Here is a 19,104-nt window from a genome sequence, read left to right on the forward strand (position 1 = left end):
CGTCCGCGGCCGACGGGCCCGGCCCGGAACCGTGCGGTTCCGGGCCGGGCCCGCGGACGGCCGCCGCAGCGGCCGGGACGATCAGGCCAGCAGCGCCGGGATGGTCGCCTCGTGGGCCTCGCGGAGCTCGGCCAGCGGGAGCGTGAACTCGCCCTGGAGCTCGATCTCCTCGCCGTCGACCACGCCGATGCGGGTGGCCGGCAGGCCCCGCGCCCCGCACATGTCGGTGAAGCGGAGCTCCTCGCTGCGCGGGACGGCCACGACGGCCCGGCCCGCGGACTCGGAGAAGAGGAAGGTGAACGCGTCCAGGCCCTCCGGGACCACGAGCCGCGCACCGTTGCCGCCCTTGAGGCAGGACTCGGTGACCGCCTGGATCACGCCGCCGTCCGACAGGTCGTGCGCCGCGTCGATCATGCCGTCGCGGGAGGCCGAGATCAGGATCTCGCCCAGCAGCTTCTCCCGGGCCAGGTCCACCTTCGGCGGCAGGCCGCCCAGGTGGTCGTGGACGACCTGGGACCAGGCCGAACCGCCGAACTCCTCGGCGGTGTCGCCCAGCAGGTAGAGCAGCTGGCCGGCCTCCGCGAACGCCATCGGCGTCCGGCGGTTCACGTCGTCGATCACACCGAGGACCGCCACCACCGGGGTGGGGTGGATGGCCGTCTCGCCGGTCTGGTTGTAGAGGGAGACGTTGCCGCCGGTGACCGGGGTGCCCAGCTCCAGGCAGCCGTCCGCGAGACCACGCGTGGCCTCGGCGAACTGCCACATCACGCCCGGGTCCTCCGGCGAACCGAAGTTCAGGCAGTCGGAGATCGCGAGGGGCTTCGCGCCGGTCGCGGCCACGTTCCGGTACGCCTCCGCCAGCGCCAGCTGCGCGCCCGCGTACGGGTCGAGCTTGGCGTAGCGGCCGTTGCCGTCGGTGGCCATGGCCACGCCGAGGTTGGTCTCCTCGTCGATGCGGACCATGCCGGCGTCCTCGGGCTGCGCGAGGACCGTGTTGCCCTGCACGAACCGGTCGTACTGGTCGGTGATCCAGGACTTGGAGGCCTGGTTCGGGGAGGAGACCAGGGCCAGGACCTGCGCACGCAGCTCCTGCGAGGTCTGCGGGCGGGGCAGCTTGCCCGCGTCGTCGGCCTGGAGGGCGTCCTGCCAGTCGGGGCGGGCGTACGGCCGCTGGTAGACCGGTCCCTCGTGGGCGACGGTGCCCGGGGGCACGTCCACGATCTGCTCGCCGTGCCAGAAGATCTCCAGGCGCTCGCCGTCGGTCACCTCACCGATGACGGTGGCGATGACGTCCCACTTCTCGCAGATCTCCATGAAGCGGTCGACGTGCTGAGGCTCGACGATCGCGCACATGCGCTCCTGCGACTCGCTCATGAGGATCTCCTCGGGCGAGAGCGTCGCGTCGCGCAGCGGCACGGTGTCCAGCTCGACGCGCATGCCGCCGGAGCCGGCGGAGGCCAGCTCGGACGTGGCGCAGGACAGGCCGGCGCCGCCGAGGTCCTGGATGCCCGCGACCAGCTTCTCCTTGAAGATCTCCAGGGTGCACTCGATGAGGAGCTTCTCCTGGAAGGGGTCGCCGACCTGAACCGCCGGACGCTTGGTCGGCTTCGTGTCGTCGAAGGTCTCGGACGCGAGGACCGAGACGCCGCCGATGCCGTCGCCGCCCGTGCGGGCACCGTAGAGGATCACCTTGTTGCCGGGGCCGGAGGCCTTGGCGAGGTGGATGTCCTCGTGCTTCATCACGCCGATGCAGCCGGCGTTGACCAGCGGGTTGCCCTGGTAGCAGGAGTCGAAGACGACCTCGCCGCCGATGTTGGGCAGGCCCAGGCAGTTGCCGTAGCCGCCGATGCCGGCCACGACACCGGGGAGGACCCGCTTGGTGTCGGGGTGGTCGGCCGCGCCGAAGCGCAGCGGGTCGACGACCGCGACCGGGCGGGCGCCCATGGCGAGGATGTCGCGGACGATGCCGCCGACGCCCGTGGCCGCGCCCTGGTAGGGCTCGATGTACGAGGGGTGGTTGTGCGACTCGACCTTGAAGGTGACCGCGTAGCCCTGGCCGACGTCGACGACGCCGGCGTTCTCGCCGATGCCGACGAGCATGGCGTCGTTCTCGGGGGCCTTCTCGCCGAACTGGCGCAGGTGGACCTTGCTGCTCTTGTACGAGCAGTGCTCGGACCACATGACGGAGTACATGGCGAGCTCGGCGCCGGTGGGGCGGCGGCCGAGGATCTCCCGGATCCGGGCGTACTCGTCCTCCTTGAGGCCGAGCTCCTTCCACGGCTGGGACGCGTCGGGGGTCTCCGTGGCGTGCTTGACGGTGTCCAGAGTCATGATGCGTTGACCAGCTTCTTCAGGACCGAGGTGAAGAACGGCAGACCGTCGGTGCGGCCCGTCCCGACCAGCGGCTCGACCGCGTGCTCGGGGTGCGGCATCAGGCCGACGACGTTGCCTTCGGCGTTGGTGATGCCGGCGATGTCACGGAGCGAACCGTTGGGGTTCACGTCGAGGTACCGGAAGGCCACGCGGCCTTCGGCCTCCAGTTCGTCCAGGGTGCGCTCGTCGGCGACGTAGCGGCCGTCCATGTTCTTGAGCGGGACGGAGATCTCCTGGCCCTGCTCGTAGTCGCCGGTCCAGGCGGTCTCCGCGTTCTCGACGCGCAGCTTCTGGTCGCGGCAGATGAAGTGCAGGTGGTTGTTGCGGAGCATCGCGCCGGGCAGCAGGTGGGCCTCGGTGAGGATCTGGAAGCCGTTGCAGATGCCCAGGACGGGCAGGCCGGCACGGGCCTGCTCGATGATCGTCTCCATCACCGGGGAGAACCGGGAGATGGCACCGGCGCGCAGGTAGTCGCCGTAGGAGAAGCCGCCCGCGAGGACGACCGCGTCGACCTGGTGCAGGTTCTTGTCGCGGTGCCAGAGCGGTACGGGCTCAGCGCCGGCGAGGCGGGCCGCGCGCAGCGCGTCCTGGTCGTCGAGCGTTCCGGGGAAGGTGACGACCCCGATGCGAGTGGTCATTACTCCGACTCCACCTTGACGACGAAGTCTTCGATGACGGTGTTGGCGAGGAACGTTTCGGCCATCTTGTGGATGCGGTCGAGGGCGGCCTGGTCGACCGGTCCCTCCACTTCCAGTTCGAAGCGCTTCCCCTGGCGGACGTCGGCGATCCCCTCGAAGCCCAGGCGCGGCAGTGCACGCTGCACCGCCTGGCCCTGGGGGTCGAGGATCTCCGGCTTGAGCATGACGTCGACTACGACGCGTGCCACTGGCACTCCCGATGAGGTGGTTGGTGCAAGGCGGTTCCCTCAGCGTACCCGCCCGGAATTTCTACGCGGGTAGATATCGCGCGCTTCGCCAACGCTTCGCAAAATCCACAGGAAAACCACCCGCTCGGGATTGCGGCGGGACACGCGGAGAGAATTAACTGAGCGTCGCAATGCGCCGGAAATCGCGGTACAAAGGAATCCCGGGGATTCAACCGGGAAAGGCGCATTGTTACAAAACATCCACATGGTCGACATAACCGCACGTCAGAGGCGTGGGTGTCGCACGAAGGGGCCGATATCCGTGGCACAGCGCGTAGTAGTCACGATCTCCGACGATCTCGATGGCGGAGAAGCAGCGGAAACGGTCACGTTCGGGCTGGACGGTAAGTCGTACGAGATCGACCTGAATCTCGCCAACGCAAAGAAACTGCGGAAGAGCCTCGCCCCGTTCGTCGCCGCCGGACGCCGGCAGGCCCGCTCGGGCAAGACCTACAAGCACACGTCCCTGGCGCCGGACCCCGCCGTCGTACGCGCCTGGGCCCGCTCCAACAACCTGGAGGTGCCGCCGCGCGGCCGGATCCCGAAGAAGGTCTACGAGGCCTACAACGCGGCGCACTGACCTCGGCCCGCAGGCCACCGGACGCGGCCCGCCGCCCCCGATTTGCCAACCACCCGGTGTCATCCGCTAGTGTGTGGATCACGCCGAGGGGCCAAAGACCGGCAGGTCAGAAGCCCAGAGGTCGTGCGGGTGTAGTTCAGTAGCAGAACATCCCCCTTCCAGGGGGAAGGCGCAGTGTGCGATTCCTGTCACCCGCTCTGAATCTCTTTGCCATCCACCCCGGTGGATCAGGTAGAGTGGTTCTCACGCCGCCCGGTGCACTTCTTCATCAAGAGTGTGTCGAGTGGATGCCTGCGGACGTGGCTCAGTTGGTAGAGCATCACCTTGCCAAGGTGAGGGTCGCGAGTTCGAATCTCGTCGTCCGCTCAGAATGAAGACCCCGGTCATTGCGACCGGGGTCTTCTGCGTTTGTCCCGGCACCCATGACATTTGTCATCGGCGTTCATGACACGGCGCACTGCTGCCGCCGCGGATCCGGCCGGAATCTGGATCCATGACCAACACCGACCAGCACGTGATCGACGTCGCCGCACTCCGCCGCGGCTACTCCGGGGGCTTCGAGGCCGTCCGCGGCATCTCCTTCTCCGTCGCCCGCGGCGAGATCTTCGCCCTGCTGGGCACCAACGGAGCCGGCAAGACCTCCACCGTCGAGCTGCTGGAAGGACTGGCCGCGCCGAGCGGCGGCCGGGTCCGGGTGTTCGGGCTCGACCCGTACGAGGACCGCGCCCGGGTACGGCCGCGGACCGGGGTGATGCTCCAGGAGGGCGGATTCCCGTCCGACCTGACGGTGACCGAGACGGTCCGGATGTGGGCCGGGGTCACCACCGGTGCCCGGCCGGGCGCCGAGGTGCTCGAACTGGTCGGTCTGGGCGCACGGGCCTCCGTACGCGTCAAGCAGCTCTCCGGCGGCGAACGCCGGCGGCTGGACCTGGCGCTGGCCCTGCTGGGGCGGCCCGAGGTGCTCTTCCTCGACGAGCCGACCACAGGCATGGACCCGGAGGGGCGGCGGGACACTTGGGAGCTGGTCCGCGCGCTGCGCGCCGAGGGCACCACGGTCCTGCTGACCACGCACTACCTGGAGGAGGCCGAGCAACTGGCCGACCGGCTGGCCATCCTGCACGAGGGGGAACTGGTGCTGTCCGGCACCCCGGCCGAGGTGACCGCCACCCGGCCGTCCCGGATCCGGTTCACGCTGCCCGAGGGGGTGCTGCCGGCGCGGCTCCCGCTGTCGCTGCGCGCGGCGGCCGACGGGCGGCGGGTGGAGATCCGCACCGAGCGGCTGCAGTCCGCCCTGGGGGAGCTGCTGCGCTGGGCCGAGGAGGCCGGTGTGGAACTCCTGGGCCTGGACGCCCGGTCGGCCTCGCTGGAGGAGGCCTTCCTGGAGATCGCGGAGAGCCGGCGCGCCGGAAGGGGAACCGGCGCCCCCGCCGGGCCGACCACGCGGACCGACCGCACCGACCACACCGACCACACCGACCACACCGACACGATGGCGAGCACCCGATGAGCACGCTGACCCTGAACCCCGGCCGGCTCTTCGCCCTCGGCCGCTCCGAACTGACCCTGCTGCTCCGCAATCGGGCCACGCTCTCCCTCGCCCTGATGCTGCCGCTGGTGATGGTCTTCGTCCTGCGGAACTCGCTCCGCGGTATGGACCTGGAGGGCGGCCGGTCCGCCGTCGCCGCGGCCACCGTGACCGGCGGCATCGGCATGACGCTGCTCCTGGTCGTCTACCTGAGTTCGGTCTCGGCCTACGTGGCGCGGCGCGAGGAGTTGGTGCTCAAGCGGCTGCGCACCGGTGAGGCCGGGGACCTGGAGATCCTCGTCGGCAGTGCGCTGCCCGCCGCGGTGCTCGCGCTGATCCAGGTGACGGTGCTGGCGGTGGCCGGGACCGTCGTCCTGGACGCCGGAACCCCGGACAACCCGCTGCTGCTGGTGGCCGGCGTGCTCACGGCCGTACCGCTGCTGGCCGGCCTGGCGGCGCTGACCAGCTCCTTCACCCGCAACGTGGAGAGCGCGGGCATCACCACCCTGCCGGTGTTCCTGATCAGTCTGCTCGGCTCGGGCCTGTTCGTACCGATGGACCACATGCCCGGGAAGCTGGCCTCGGTGTGCGAACTGCTGCCGCTGAGCGGGCCGATGGCCCTGATCCGGGCCGGATGGCCGGGCACCGGGGAGGGCACGGACCTGGTGACCGCCGCCGCAGTCACCCTGGCCTGGATGATGATCACCGTGTTTGCTGTCCAGCGGTGGTTCCGCTGGGAGCCGCGGCGCTAGCCCGCGGCTCCGGCCCGCGGCGGGGACACGGAACGGGGATTCGGCAACGGGGGGGTGTCGGCCGGTGACCAGGCTGACGGGATGGTGGACCGGCCGCACCAGTGCGGCCAAGGTCGAGCTGTACACGCGGTGGTCCTTCCACAGCTTCGTGGTGATCGAGATGCTGAGCCTCGGTCTGGCCGTGCTGTCGGTGGCCGACGACCTCGGGCCGCTCGACGTGGCCGTGACGCTGCTGGTCGCCGCACACGCCGTGCTCTGCGGGGTGGTCTCGAAGCAGGGCCTGGACTGGGCCCTGGACCGGCGGGAGCGGCCGGTCCGGCCGGCCGTGGCGCTGGCCGCGGTGACTGCCGTGGCCACCCTGCTGTTCCTCTTCCTCGACTCCGTCCGGGACAAGGACGACCCGCAGATCGCGCCCACCGTGATCAGCGGTCTGGTGGTCTTCGCCCTCGGCTCGCTGACCCTGGCGGTCCGGAGCATGCGGCAGATGTACTACGGGGTGCCCGCCGTGGGGGTGGTGGTCGGCCTGGCCGCGTACGCCTTCAGCCGGGAGCCCGGCTACGCGCTCGGGTACACCCTCGGGCTGCTGATCGGCGGCACCCTCATCTGCTTCACCTGCGGGTTCTCCGGCTGGCTGCTGAAGACGGTGTGGGAGCTGGAGCGGTCCCGGGAGCTGAAGGCACGGCTGGCGGTGGCCGAGGAGCGGCTGCGGTTCGGCCGGGACCTGCACGACGTGATGGGGCGCAACCTCGCGGTGATCGCGCTCAAGAGCGAGCTGGCGGTCCAGCTGGCCCGCCGCGGCCGGCCGGAGGCCGTGGACCAGATGGTCGAGGTCCAGCGGATCGCGCAGGAGTCCCAGCGCGAGGTCCGGGACGTGGTCCGCGGCTACCGGGAGGCCGATCTCGCCGTGGAGCTGGAGGGCGCCCGCGGGGTGCTGGCCGCGGCCGGCATCGACTGCCGGGTGGAGCTGTCGGACCGGCGGACGCTGCCGGTCCCGGTGCAGTCGGTGCTGGGCTGGGTGGTCCGCGAGGCCGCCACCAACGTGCTGCGGCACGGGGACGCCCGCAACTGCCTGATCCGGCTGGCCTGTGAGCGGAACGGCGAGCTGGTGCTGGTCGTCGAGAACGACGGCGCCCCGGCCGAGCCGTCCGGGAGGCCCGGTTCGGGGCTCCCGGGGCTGCGGGAGCGGCTGGCGGTGCTCGACGGCGCGCTGGAGGCCGGGACGGTCGCGGGGGGCCGGTTCCGGCTGGAGGCGCGCGTGCCCGGGGCGGCGCTGCGGGCGGAGGAGGGCGGCGCGCCGCTGGGCACCGGGATCACCGGGGCGATCGAAGAAGCCGGAATTCCTGGACGGGAGGTGCGGGCGTGAGCCCCGTACGTGTGCTGCTGGCCGATGACGAGCACCTGATCCGCGGTGCGGTCGCCGCGCTGCTGGCGCTGGAGGACGACCTGCTGGTCGTCGCGGAGGCCGCCTCGGGGCCGGAGGCACTGGCGATGGCCCGGGCCCACAAGCCGGACGTCGCGGTGCTGGACCTGCAGATGCCAGGGGCTGACGGTGTGAGCGTCGCCACGGTGCTGCGGGCCGAACTCCCCGACTGCAAGACCATGATCGTGACCAGTCACGGCCGGCCCGGGCACCTGAAGCGGGCCCTGTCGGCGGGGGTGCGGGCCTTCGCGCCGAAGACCGTCTCGGCACAGAAGCTGGCCGAGATCATCCGGGCCGTGCACGGCGGAGGCCGTTACGTGGACCCGGAGTTGGCGGCCGACGCGATCAGCGCCGGGGACTCCCCGCTGACCGTGCGCGAGGCCGAGGTCCTGGAACTCGCCGCGGACGGAGCGCCGATCGCGGAGATAGCCGAACGGGCCTCGCTGTCCCAGGGAACGGTCCGGAACTACCTCTCGGCGGCGGCCGCGAAACTCGGCGCGGAGAACCGCCACACGGCAGTGCGTCTCGCACGGGAGCGAGGTTGGGTATAGTGGGTCTCGCGCTACGGCGCCTGCGGACGTGGCTCAGTTGGTAGAGCATCACCTTGCCAAGGTGAGGGTCGCGAGTTCGAATCTCGTCGTCCGCTCGGCAGGAAGGCCCAGGTCATCACGACCGGGGCCTTCCGCGTTTCCCGGTCCTGTTTCTTCTCCGGTCAGGGTTCCAGCCGTCCGGCGGGCCGGGGCCGGCCCCGGCCCGCCGGACGGGCCCCTAGGCCCAGGTCTGGCCGGTGAGGCGCTCGTAGGCCTCGACGTACTTGGCGCGGGTCGCGTCGACGATCTGCTGCGGCAGCGCCGGCGGCGGGGTTTCGCTCTTCCGGTCCCAGCCGGAGGCCGGCGAGGTCAGCCAGTCGCGGACGAACTGCTTGTCGTACGAGGGCTGGGCGCGGCCCGGCTCCCACGAGTCGGCCGGCCAGAAGCGGGAGGAGTCCGGGGTGAGCACCTCGTCGGCGATCACCAGCTCCTCGCCGGCGAAGCCGAACTCGAACTTGGTGTCCGCGAGGATGACCCCGCGCTCGCGGGCGATGTCCCGGCCGCGGGTGTAGACGGCGAGGGTGGTCTGGCGCAGCAGGGCGGCGGTCTCGGCGCCGACCTGGCGGGCGACCTCCTCGTAGGTGACGTTCTCGTCGTGCTCGCCGACCTCGGCCTTGGCGGCCGGGGTGAAGATCGGCGCGGGCAGCTCGGAGCCGTCCACCAGGCCCTCGGGCAGCGCCAGTCCGCAGACGGTGCGTGTCTGCTCGTACTCGGCGAGACCGGAGCCGGTGAGGTAGCCGCGGGCCACGCACTCCACCGGGATCATGTCGAGGTTCCTGCAGACCAGCGTGCGGCCGGCCCAGTCGGCGGGGGCGCCGGCCGGGACCTCGGTGCCGAGGACGTGGTTCGGGACGAGGTCCGCGAGCTGATCGAACCACCACAGGGAGAGCTGGGTGAGGACACGGCCCTTGTCCGGGATCTCGGTCGGCAGCACCCAGTCGTAGGCGGACATGCGGTCGCTGGCGACCATGACGAGGTTGCCGTCCCCGTCGCGGTAGAGGTCGCGGACCTTGCCGGTGTGGAGGTGGATGAGGCCCGGAACCTGAACCGGCTCGGGCTTTTCTACGAATCCGGACACGAGGTCTCCCTGTGGTTCTGTATGAGCACCTCGATTCTCCCGCACGCGGCCGGCGGCTCCCGTCACGGGGTCTCGCGTCACGGGTCTCGCGTCACGGGTCTCGCGTCCGGCCGGTCCCGTATCCGCCGCGTCGGTCAGTCCCGTTTGCAGATCCGGTCGAGGAGGTTGGCGGTGGCCCGCCGGACCCGTTCGTCGACGTGGCCGGGGCGGTCCAGCGCCGGGGACCAGGCGAAGGTGCCGGAGGCGAAGACCAGGGCCCCGCTGGGCGCCCGGTAGAGGGAGGTCTCCTGGTGCCGGCGGTGGCCCTGGCCGTCCTGGTACGGGGAGTGCGCGAGGAGGATCCGCTCCTGGTGCACGGGCAGCTGGGTGCGCGGGAAGTAGCGGTCGGCCTCGCCCGCGACCAGGCCGTCGAGCTCGTCGTTCTCGACGGCTCCGGTGGCCTCCCACAGCCAGTGGCCGGCATTGCGCACGATCAGCGGGGCGGGCTCGGGGACCCGGCCGGCGTACTGGATGCCCAGCAGTTGCTGCTCGGGGCGGTCCACCTCGCGCCACAGGGCGGGACGGCCGGGGCCGCGGCGTTTTCGGCAGGTCAGCAGCCGGTCGGGCACTCCTGAGGGGGAGGGGCTGAGCTCCACCTGCCAGTACATGGTGTTGGCGGAGAGGAAGACCAGCGAGGTGCCGTGGTCGCGGGCGCGTTCGGCGGTGCGGCGCATGGGCACCGACCAGTACTCGTCGTGGCCGGGGAAGACCAGGCCCCGGTAGCGGGTGGGGTCGACCCGGCCGGCGTGCAGGTCGCGGGTGTCGGCGTAGGCGAGGTCGTAGCCGTAGCGCTCGGCCCAGCGGATGAAGTCGTAGGCGTGGCCGACGTGCAGGGGCAGGCCCGCCCCGGCGTAGGGGCGGTCGAAGGAGACGGTGATGGCCGCGTCCTCCTCGCCGAGCAGTCGGCCGTCCTCGTCCCAGGCGTGGTAGAGGCTGGCGCCGGTGTGGCCGTCCTCCGGATAGAGGTTGTACGCCTGCCAGGTGACGTCCGGGAGCAGCAGCAGGAGATCGGCGGGGTGGTCGTCCCGGACGGTGAAGGGGATGTGCGAGCGGTAGCCGTCCGCCGTGGTGAGCACGGCCACGTACGCGCCGACGTTCCAGTAGCTCGGCACCTGGAGCCGCCAGGAGAGCCACCAGTGGTGGCAGGAGACCGTGCGGTCGGCGGTGAGCGGGGCCGGCTGCACGATGCCGGAGAGGCGGGGGCTGGAGTGGACCTTGGAGGCGCCGTCGCCGCCGTAGTGCCCGATCCGGTAGATGTCGACCGAGAACTGCTGGGGCGGGTCCACGGTGATGTGGAAGTCGATGGCCTCGCCGGGGGTGACGGCACCGGTGGAGGCGAAGCCCTTGATCTGGCGGTGTACGTCGTCCGCCGTGCGGGGGCCGCCGGAGGGTCTGGTCCGGTCGTCTCCGGCGGCACGGGGCGCGGGCAGGTCGACGTACCAGGGCACGACCTGTCCGGTGTCGTCGAAGAACAGCTCGCTGCCGCGGAACCACGGAAGCGGTCCCTGCCCGAAGGGATCGGTCACCGCGTGCGCGAGCGCACCCGACTCCCAGCGCCGGATCTGTTCCGCACCCATTCCCTTCCCCTCCCTCGCTCCCCCGAACGGTGGACGCGATTCGCCGCGGTGTCGCCCGCGACCGGTCCCAGCACATCACATAACGCACGCACTCCGTCACCGTTCGTCGCGAATTGACGGTAACGGACTGGCAAGATCCGGATATTTGGGGGCAACGAACCCGCTGCGGAGGCACGCTCATGGCCGGGAGCCTCACGGTCCGGACCCTCGGGCCCGGCCCTCGGGCCCGGCCCTCGGGCCGGGTTCCTCGGCCGATCCCCGCTAGACCAGGCGGACCGGCTTCTCGGGGCGGACCCCGATGTCCGCGAGCCAGTCGCGGAGCGGGGCCGCGTCGCCGTCCTCGACCAGGGACAGGACCCGGGGGGCCAGGTCGGCACGGCGTTCGCCGCCGACCAGCAGGACCGGACCGTCGAGCCAGTCCAGGCCGGGGCCGGCCCCGGCGGTGTCCACCGCGGCGCAGCACACCATGGCCGTGACGTGGTCGGCCAGCAGGTCCCGGCCCGTCCTCGGCGGCTGCAGCGGGAACAGCGGCACCGCGTCCGAGCCGCGGGCCTTCACCGCCTGCGCCCCGGCCGCCCGCTCCTCCCGGGCCACGTCACCGCTGAGCCGCCCGGCCAGCGTCTCCCCGGCCGTGCCGCACTCGTCGGCGAGATAGGCCATTACGCGTTCCAGGGTGGGGCCGGCGAAGACGTCCCCGCGGCCCGCGGGGGCCGACGCAGCCCCTGGAGCCGCCGGAGCCGTCGCCGGGGTGGCCGCGACGCCGGAGGGCGCCGCGACGGCGTCCAGGGCGGCGTGCAGGCGGGCCGCCTCCAGCCGCCACTTCCGGTCCACGACCTCTTCCGGGTACGCGGCCCAGTCCACCGGGGACCAGTCCGGGCCCGGTTCGGCCGGACCGCCGTGGAACAGCCGGGCGGCCAGCAGCGAGGCCGCCTCGTCGATCAGGCCGGGCTGCTCCAGCAGATCGCAGGCCGGCCGCTCGCCCAGCCGGGAGGTGAACCCCTCGGCCAGCCGGTCGCGGCGGGACAGCTCGGTGAGCGCCGAGACCACGCCCGCGTCCAGGTGGGCCGGCCAGCGGCCCATCCGCCAGGCCGGCAGGGCGACCCGGGTCAGCAGCCGGTCCCAGCCCGCGTAGGCGAGCCCGACCTGCTCCTGGGCGACGATCCGCAGCCCGTAGTCCACCCGCTGGGCCCGTTCCGAGGCGGCCGAGGCCACCCCGCGCTCCATCTCGGTGGCGTCCTCCCGGCACAGCCGCAGCAGCAGCCGGGCCGTCCGGGCGATCCAGCCCAGGCCCCGCCGGTTGCCCACGTCCACCGCCGCGTCCAGCCCACGGACGAAACGCCGGGCCTCGGCTATGTCGGGCAGCGCCGAGGGGCCCGTGCCGGCGACCACCGGGGCCAGGACGGCCCGCAGCTCGCCGACCCGCATCCACCAAAGGAACGGGGAGCCGATGACCAGCACCGGGGCGGCCTCCGGGAGGTCCTCCGATATGCCCTGGCGACGGTGGGCGGCGTGCGTGCGGTCCTCCAGCCAGCTGTCGCAGTCCGGGGTCAGCGCTATCGCGGACGGCGCCGGCACGTCCAGCCGGTCGGCCAGGTCCCGCACCAGCCGGTACAGATCGGGGGCGGCCGCCTCCGAGAGGGGGACCGTCGGCGTGACGGCGGGGCTCGCCCGGTGCACCACCGCGGCGAAGATCCCGGCGGCCAGCAGCACCAGCGCGGCGACCGCGCACACGACGAGGGTCACGGCGGGCCAGGGGTCCCCGGCCAGCCGGCCCGTCATCCGGGCTGCCACCAGCACCACCGCGAGGGCGGCGGGGAGCAGTACGACGGCCAGCGCCCTGCTGCGCACCCGCAGCACGGCCAGGGCACGGTGACGCGCGGACAGCGCGCCGACCTCCATGACCGACTCCATGGTCGAACCGGTTCCGGACACGGCCGGACCTCACCCCCTCTGCCCTGCGGCGGCTTTGCTCACTCCCCCACTGTGACACTCGCCACTGACATCGCAATGCCGGTGGTCCATGTGCCGGAACTCGCACGGGGCCACCGCCGGAACGCTTGCGCCGCACCCTAGTTGGGGCGGGCGGAGGCGTCATGCAAAGCGCGCATCGATCACCCGATGGAATGGCTTTGGGTAAAGCTGGGTGCGTTCGAAGGCGGCCGGATGCACTCGCACGCGAACGCGCGCGGCGGGCCCGGGCGCGTCTCCCGCGCCCGGGCCCGCCGCCCGTGCTCCTTGCCGGTTTCCCGGCCGGTCAGCGGCCCTCGGCCGCCTTGGCCGCGATGTCGCTGCGGTGCTGCGAACCGTCCAGCCGGATCCGCGCCACGGCCTTATACGCGCGCATCCGCGCCTGCGCCAGGTCGGAACCGGTCGCGGTGACGGAGAGGACCCGTCCGCCCGCGCTGAGGACGGCGTCGCCCTCCCGGCGGGTGCCGGCGTGCAGGACGTACGCCTCCGGCCCGTCCTGCGCCGCGACCTCGTCCAGCCCCTCGATGGGGTCGCCGGTACGCGGGGTGCCGGGGTAGTTGTGGGAGGCCACCACGACGGTGACGGCCGCGTCCTCGCGCCAGTTCAGCGGGGGCTCGGCGTCCAGGGTGCCATTGGCGGCGTTCAGCAGGACGCTCGCGAGCGGGGTCCGCAGCCGGGCCAGCACCACCTGGGTCTCGGGGTCGCCGAAGCGGGCGTTGAACTCGATCACGCGGACGCCGCGCGAGGTGATCGCCAGACCGGCGTAGAGCAGGCCGGAGAACGGGGTGCCGCGGTGGCGCAGTTCGTCGACGGTCGGCTGGAGGACGGTCTCCAGCACCTCCTCGACCAGCTTGGGGTCGGCCCAGGGCAGCGGCGAGTACGCGCCCATGCCGCCGGTGTTGGGGCCCTGGTCGCCGTCGAGGGCCCGCTTGAAGTCCTGGGCGGGCTGCAGCGGCAGCACGGTGACCCCGTCGGTGATGGCGAACAGGGAGACCTCGGGGCCGTCCAGGAACTCCTCGATGACCACGCGGTCGCAGGCGAGGGCGTGCTCGCGGGCGGCCTCGCGGTCCTCGGTGACGACGACGCCCTTGCCGGCGGCGAGGCCGTCGTCCTTGACCACGTACGGGGCGCCGAAGGCGTCGAGGGCGTCGTCGATCTCCTCCGGCGTGGTGCAGACGTAGGAGCGGGCGGTGGGCACTCCGGCCGCGGCCATCACGTCCTTGGCGAACGCCTTGGAGCCCTCCAGCTGCGCCGCCTCGCCGGACGGGCCGAAGACCGGGATGCCGGCCGCGCGGACGGCGTCGGCGACGCCCGCGACCAGCGGGGCCTCCGGGCCGACGACGACCAGGCCGGCGCCGAGCTCGGTCGCGAGCCCGGCGACCGCGGCACCGTCGAGGGGGTCGACGTCACGGAGCTCGGCCACATCCGCGATTCCCGCATTACCGGGGGCGCAGTACAGCGCGGTGACGTCGGGGTCGAGGGACAGAGAGCGGCACAGGGCGTGTTCGCGGGCGCCGCCGCCGATGACGAGGACCTTCACGGGATGCAGCCTAGCCCGCGCGCCCGAGGACCTTTCGTGCGGCCACCCCAATCCCGCGTCCCTATTCGTTCGTATATTCCTCCACCACCGTGGCGCCGAGCTCGCGCACGATCAGCTCGTGACCGCTGAGGGCGCTCTCCACGAGGTCCGGGTCGTCGTCCTCCGGTACGTCGTCCTCGGGCGCGACCGGCGGCGGTGCGTCGTGCACCGGAGCGGACGGTACGGGCGCGTGGGCCCGGTCGGCCGGGGGTACGGCGGGCGCCTGGGCCTGCGGTGCCGGGGCGGCGGCCGGGGGCGGGGTGTAGGCGGGCGCGGGGGCAGCCGCGTAGGAGGCGGCGGCGGGGGCGGACGGGCCGCCGCCGCCGACCACGGCGTCGATCTTCCAGTTCACCTGGAACTGCTCGGCCAGCACCGCCTTGAGGACGTCCTCGCTGCCGCTGCTGGAGAAGTTGTCCCGGGCGCCCGGGTTGGGGAAGCCGAGCTGGAGGGTGGTCCCGTCGAAGCCGGTGACCTGGGCGTTCTGGCTGAGCAGGATCCAGGTGAACCGGCGCCGGTTCTTGACCGCCTCCAGGATGCCCGGCCACATGGCCTGCACCTGGCCGGCTCCGGCGGCCATCCCGGGGGAGGGCGCGGCGGCCGGCGGTGCGGCGGCCGGAGCCGCCTGGGCGGGCGCGGGCGCGGCCGCGGGAGCTCCGCCGCCCGGCCGGGCCGCGCCGGGCCAGGCACCGGGCCGGTCGGCAGCGGCCCCGCCGCCGGGCTGGGCGGCACCCGGCCAGGCCCCCGGCTGGGGCGCGGCCGGACCGCCCGTACCGGGCTGGGCGGCGCCGGGCCAGGCACCGGGCCGGTCGGGCCCGGGCCGGTCGGGCTGTGCCGGGGCGGGCGCGGCCGGGGCACCGGAACCCGGCTGGGCCGCACCCGGCCAGGCACCGGGCGCGGGCGCGGCCGGCTGCTCGGGGGCCGGCGCCGGGGCGGGGGCGGGGGCGGGTGGGGCGACCGGGGCGGCAGCGGGCGCGGGGGCGGCCTGAGCCGCGGCGGGGACGGCCCCGTCGGGCCCCGGCCCGGCCGGGCCACCGCCGCGCACCGCGGCACGGGCGGCCGCGGCACCGCCGCCGGGTGCCACCGGTGCCCCGACCGGCGCCATCCCGTGCGCCTCGGGCCCGGGCACGTACCCCATCGCGGGCACTCCCGCGGGCGCCGCGGCGAGCACGGCACCGGCGCCCCGCTCCAGCCGGTCCAGCCGGGCCTGGAAGGAGCGCTCGTCGTCGAAGGCGGCGGGCAGCATGACCCGCGCGCAGATCAGCTCGAGCTGGAGCCGGGGCGAGGTCGCGCCCCGCATCTCCGTCAGACCCGTGTTGACCAGGTCGGCGGCGCGGGAGAGCTCGGCGGCGCCGAAGACCTGAGCCTGCGCCTGCATCCGCTCCACCACGTCGGCGGGGGCGTCGATCAGGCCCTTCTCCGCGGCGTCGGGCACCGCCGCCAGGATCACCAGGTCGCGCAGCCGCTCCAGCAGGTCCGCCACGAACCGGCGCGGGTCGTTGCCGCCCTCGACGACCCGGTCGACCACCTCGAAGGCGGCCGCGCCGTCCCCGGCCGCGAACGCGTCGACCACCGAGTCCAGCAGGGAGCCGTCGGTGTACCCGAGGAGGGACGTCGCCATGGCGTACGTCACACCCTCCTCGCCGGCGCCGGCGAGGAGCTGGTCCATCACCGACATGGAGTCACGCACCGACCCGGCGCCGGCCCGCACCACCAGTGGCAGCACGCCGTCCTCGACCGGGATGCCCTCGCGGCCGCAGACCTCGCCCAGGTACTCGCGGAGCGTGCCGGGCGGGACCAGCCGGAAGGGGTAGTGGTGCGTCCGGGACCGGATGGTCCCGATGACCTTCTCCGGCTCCGTGGTCGCGAAGATGAACTTGAGGTGCTCCGGCGGCTCCTCGACCACCTTCAGCAGGGCGTTGAAGCCCGCCGAGGTGACCATGTGGGCCTCGTCGATGATGTAGATCTTGTAGCGGCTGCTCGCCGGGCCGAAGAAGGCCTTCTCCCGCAGGTCACGGGCGTCGTCCACACCACCGTGCGAGGCGGCGTCGATCTCGATGACGTCGATCGATCCCGGGCCGTTGCGCGCGAGGTCCCGGCAGGACTGGCACTCACCGCAGGGCGTGGGGGTGGGACCCTGCTCACAATTCAGGCAGCGGGCCAGGATGCGCGCGCTGGTCGTCTTGCCGCAGCCGCGGGGACCGCTGAACAGGTACGCGTGATTGACCCGGTTGTTCCGCAGGGCCTGCATCAGCGGGGCAGTGACATGCTCCTGCCCGATGACCTCGGCGAACGACTCGGGGCGATAGCGGCGGTACAGCGCAAGGGACGACACGCTTACGAGGTTATCCGGGCCCGCCGACAACGGGCGGCCACCGGCCCGCCCGGAAACGCAAGCGCCCCCCACGCACCCGCCAGAGCCCACTTACCCTTGCTGCCTTCCGGCCCTGGGGGAGTTGGGTGAGATAGCGCCACGTGAGGGGCTGGCCCCAGCGTAGCGGATGGATGGCCGTCGAATCGACTCCGCTCCCCACCGGACTCCCGCCGGACCCCCGCCGGATCGCGAACGTGATCACCGCCCGGGGATCACGTTCGCGAGCACCCCTCAACGTCTTGTATTGTTTGCGGCGGAGGATTCGCCTAGAGGCCTAGGGCGCACGCTTGGAAAGCGTGTTGGGGGCAACCCCTCACGAGTTCGAATCTCGTATCCTCCGCAGCCGCCTGAACAGGCGAAACGAAGACCCCGGACCGCTCCAGCGGCCGGGGTCTTCGGCATGTCCTGGTCTCAGTTTTGGCCTCACTTACCTCCGACATTCACGGCATTTCGTACGGCATCTGACGCCATCCTGCTCTTCGACCCGTAGGGCAGTTCGACTTCACCCGTGAACCCTTCCGTACGCCGCCTGGCGACCCGGGGGACGCAACCGTGGCCCCTTGTACGGGTGCATCCGATCCGCCGTCTTCGCACTGTCCCGCGTTCACGGCGTCATGCCCGCATGGCGGATCGGACCACGCCGTCATGGGCGGGGATGCCGGCCCTGGCACGTGCCGAACGCTCACCCGCGAGTGGCGGCAGCCACCAGAAACCAGGAGTACGCTTTATGTAGGTGTACTTCTCTATCGGGGATGCCAGTGGACAAGCCTGCCGAGATGTTCGACCGGGACTACGAGTGGTCAGCGCTGAGCCGGTTCATCACCGATCCACAGCCAGGAGCAACCCTGGGTGTGGTCTCCGGACGTCGCCGCCAAGGCAAGACGTTCTTGTTGGACGCCGCCTGCCGGGCCGCCGGAGGGTTCTACTTCGGCGCCACCGAGGCCGCCGACGCCGAGTCGCTACGGCGGATCAGCGCGGCACTGACCGCCCACGTACGCCCAGCCAGTCCGTTCCACTTCGCCAACTGGTCGGAAGCGGTCGACGCACTGCTCGGGCTCGGTTCCGAGCAGCCCGTCCCGGTCGTGATCGACGAGTTTCCCTACCTCGCCAAGGCCAATCCGGAGCTGCCCTCGATCATCCAAGAGGCGCTGCGCCCACTGCGTGAACAGCGCACCGGCTCGCGCACCAGGTTGCTGCTGTGCGGCTCGGCACTTTCCTTCATGGGACGTCTGCTGTCGGGCAACGCCCCGCTGCGTGGACGGGCCGGGCTGGAACTGGTCGTCCGCCCCCTCGACCACCGCCTTGCCGCCGAGTTCTGGGGCATCACCGACCCCCACCTGGCCATGAAGGTGAACGCGGTGGTGGGCGGTACTCCCGCCTACCGGCGCGAATTCGCACGCGGCGACACGCCGCAGGGTCCGGATGACTTCGACGACTGGGTCGTCCGCACCGTCCTCAACCCCGAGACACCCCTCTTCCGCGAGGCCCGATATCTGCTCGCCGAAGAGCCCGACCTTCGCGACACCGCCTTGTACCTGTCCGTGCTGGCCGCCGTGGCTGACGGAAACGCCACGCGGGGAGGCATGGCCGGCTACCTGGAGCGGAAAGCCACCGACATCGCGCACCCCATCAACGTCCTCGAAGACGCGGGCCTGCTCCACCGTGATGCGGACGCCTTCCGCGACAACCGGCCCACCTACCGCATCGCCGAACCACTCATCGGCTTCTACCACGCGATCATGCGACCGGTCTGGGACCAGCTCGAACGCCCCGGCAGTGCGACACGGGTCTGGCAGGCCAGCCGTCGCCGCTTCGTCAGCAACGTCCTCGGGCCGCACTTCGAACAGGTCTGCCGCGACTGGGCACTGCATCACGCCGACCCCGAGCTTCTGGGCGGTCTGCCCGCCCGCGTCGGACACGGCGTCGTCCACGACCCCAAGGCCCGCACCGGCCATGAGGTGGACGTGGCTGTCATCGGCATCGCGGATGGCGCCAAGCCACCACTCCTGGCCATCGGAGAGGCCAAGTGGAACGACACCATGGGCGCTGCCCACATCGAGCGTCTTCGGCACATCCGCGACCTCGTCACCTTGGCAGGCCGCTACGACACCACCAACACCCGACTCATCTGCTTCAGCGGAGCCGGATTCAACGACAAGGCGCACACCGCAGCAGCAGCAGCCGACCGGGACATCCGATTGGTCGACCTGGCAACCCTCTACGACCAGATCTGACGTATGCCCACGCATGCGTGACCGACAGGGACACAATGGCGAGCACCACCCTGCCGTCGGCATTGCGGCACACCACTTGCAGCCCGTCGACGA

General features: G+C 72.2%; 14 protein-coding genes, 4 tRNA genes and 1 other RNA gene. 10 read left to right on the top strand and 9 right to left on the bottom strand.

The window, feature by feature from the left end; all coding sequences use genetic code 11:
* Window positions 1-81 precede the first annotated feature (81 nt).
* From purL to purS, 3 genes are read right to left on the bottom strand one after another with little or no spacing between them, the layout of a single operon-like run.
* Complete coding sequence (gene purL / locus AC067U_RS09025; protein WP_478828991.1) at window positions 82-2,331, bottom strand: phosphoribosylformylglycinamidine synthase subunit PurL; 2,250 nt, start codon at window positions 2,329-2,331, stop codon at window positions 82-84.
* Window positions 2,328-3,011, bottom strand: a complete 684-nt coding sequence (purQ, locus tag AC067U_RS09030) for a phosphoribosylformylglycinamidine synthase subunit PurQ (protein WP_478828992.1) — start codon at window positions 3,009-3,011, stop codon at window positions 2,328-2,330. The genes purL and purQ overlap by 4 nt, the downstream gene beginning before the upstream one ends.
* Window positions 3,011-3,259: a phosphoribosylformylglycinamidine synthase subunit PurS gene (gene purS, locus AC067U_RS09035; protein ID WP_478828993.1), complete on the bottom strand. Its 249-nt coding sequence runs from the start codon at window positions 3,257-3,259 to the stop codon at window positions 3,011-3,013. Before purS ends, purQ begins: the two co-directional genes overlap by 1 nt.
* A gap of 301 nt (window positions 3,260-3,560) precedes the next feature.
* Here purS and AC067U_RS09040 point away from each other — a divergent pair, with 301 nt between their 5' ends.
* The 8 genes from AC067U_RS09040 (at window position 3,561) to AC067U_RS09075 (ending at window position 8,221) form a co-directional block, all read left to right on the top strand.
* The gene (locus AC067U_RS09040) at window positions 3,561-3,878 is read left to right on the top strand and encodes a histone-like nucleoid-structuring protein Lsr2 (RefSeq protein WP_478828994.1); all 318 of its coding nucleotides are present in this window, start codon (window positions 3,561-3,563) and stop codon (window positions 3,876-3,878) included.
* Window positions 3,879-4,003: 125 nt separating this feature from the next.
* A tRNA-Gly gene (locus AC067U_RS09045) sits at window positions 4,004-4,075 on the top strand.
* 96 nt (window positions 4,076-4,171) lie between these two features.
* Window positions 4,172-4,244 (top strand) — tRNA-Gly (locus tag AC067U_RS09050).
* Window positions 4,245-4,371: 127 nt separating this feature from the next.
* Window positions 4,372-5,385, top strand: coding sequence for an ABC transporter ATP-binding protein (locus AC067U_RS09055; RefSeq protein WP_478828995.1), 1,014 nt, complete (start codon window positions 4,372-4,374; stop codon window positions 5,383-5,385).
* Window positions 5,382-6,155 carry an ABC transporter permease gene (locus AC067U_RS09060; protein ID WP_478828996.1) on the top strand — a complete coding sequence of 258 codons (774 nt, stop codon included), beginning with the start codon at window positions 5,382-5,384 and terminating at the stop codon, window positions 6,153-6,155. The genes AC067U_RS09055 and AC067U_RS09060 overlap by 4 nt, the downstream gene beginning before the upstream one ends.
* Before the next feature lie 64 nt (window positions 6,156-6,219).
* A complete protein-coding gene (locus AC067U_RS09065; RefSeq protein WP_478828997.1) occupies window positions 6,220-7,518 on the top strand; it encodes a sensor histidine kinase in 1,299 nt (432 codons plus the stop codon).
* Complete coding sequence (locus tag AC067U_RS09070; protein ID WP_478828998.1) at window positions 7,515-8,126, top strand: response regulator; 612 nt, start codon at window positions 7,515-7,517, stop codon at window positions 8,124-8,126. The genes AC067U_RS09065 and AC067U_RS09070 overlap by 4 nt, the downstream gene beginning before the upstream one ends.
* 22 nt (window positions 8,127-8,148) lie before the next feature.
* Window positions 8,149-8,221: transfer RNA gene (locus AC067U_RS09075), tRNA-Gly, on the top strand.
* 122 nt (window positions 8,222-8,343) lie between these two features.
* On the opposite strand, the gene AC067U_RS09080 is transcribed toward AC067U_RS09075, so the two are convergent.
* The 6 genes from AC067U_RS09080 to ffs form a co-directional block, all read right to left on the bottom strand.
* Window positions 8,344-9,243, bottom strand: a complete 900-nt coding sequence (locus tag AC067U_RS09080) for a phosphoribosylaminoimidazolesuccinocarboxamide synthase (RefSeq protein ID WP_478828999.1) — start codon at window positions 9,241-9,243, stop codon at window positions 8,344-8,346.
* A 134-nt stretch (window positions 9,244-9,377) separates the two neighbouring features.
* Complete coding sequence (locus tag AC067U_RS09085; protein WP_478829000.1) at window positions 9,378-10,859, bottom strand: N,N-dimethylformamidase beta subunit family domain-containing protein; 1,482 nt, start codon at window positions 10,857-10,859, stop codon at window positions 9,378-9,380.
* 261 nt (window positions 10,860-11,120) lie between these two features.
* The gene (locus AC067U_RS09090; RefSeq protein ID WP_478829560.1) at window positions 11,121-12,770 is read right to left on the bottom strand and encodes a M48 family metalloprotease; all 1,650 of its coding nucleotides are present in this window, start codon (window positions 12,768-12,770) and stop codon (window positions 11,121-11,123) included.
* A gap of 343 nt (window positions 12,771-13,113) precedes the next feature.
* Window positions 13,114-14,367 carry a phosphoribosylamine--glycine ligase gene (gene purD, locus AC067U_RS09095; protein ID WP_478829001.1) on the bottom strand — a complete coding sequence of 418 codons (1,254 nt, stop codon included), beginning with the start codon at window positions 14,365-14,367 and terminating at the stop codon, window positions 13,114-13,116.
* A 61-nt stretch (window positions 14,368-14,428) separates the two neighbouring features.
* A complete protein-coding gene (locus AC067U_RS09100; protein WP_478829002.1) occupies window positions 14,429-16,738 on the bottom strand; it encodes a DNA polymerase III subunit gamma and tau in 2,310 nt (769 codons plus the stop codon).
* 54 nt (window positions 16,739-16,792) lie between these two features.
* Window positions 16,793-16,891: signal recognition particle sRNA small type (gene ffs, locus AC067U_RS09105), an RNA gene on the bottom strand.
* 141 nt (window positions 16,892-17,032) lie between these two features.
* Between ffs and AC067U_RS09110 the strand changes: the two genes are divergently transcribed.
* Window positions 17,033-17,117: transfer RNA gene (locus tag AC067U_RS09110), tRNA-Ser, on the top strand.
* A 418-nt stretch (window positions 17,118-17,535) separates the two neighbouring features.
* On the top strand, window positions 17,536-19,011 hold the full coding sequence (locus AC067U_RS09115; RefSeq protein WP_478829561.1) for an AAA family ATPase: 1,476 nt from the start codon (window positions 17,536-17,538) through the stop codon (window positions 19,009-19,011).
* The last annotated feature ends 93 nt before the right edge of the window (window positions 19,012-19,104 follow it).

It is taken from the genome of Streptomyces sp. NPDC043853, from assembly GCF_056436025.1.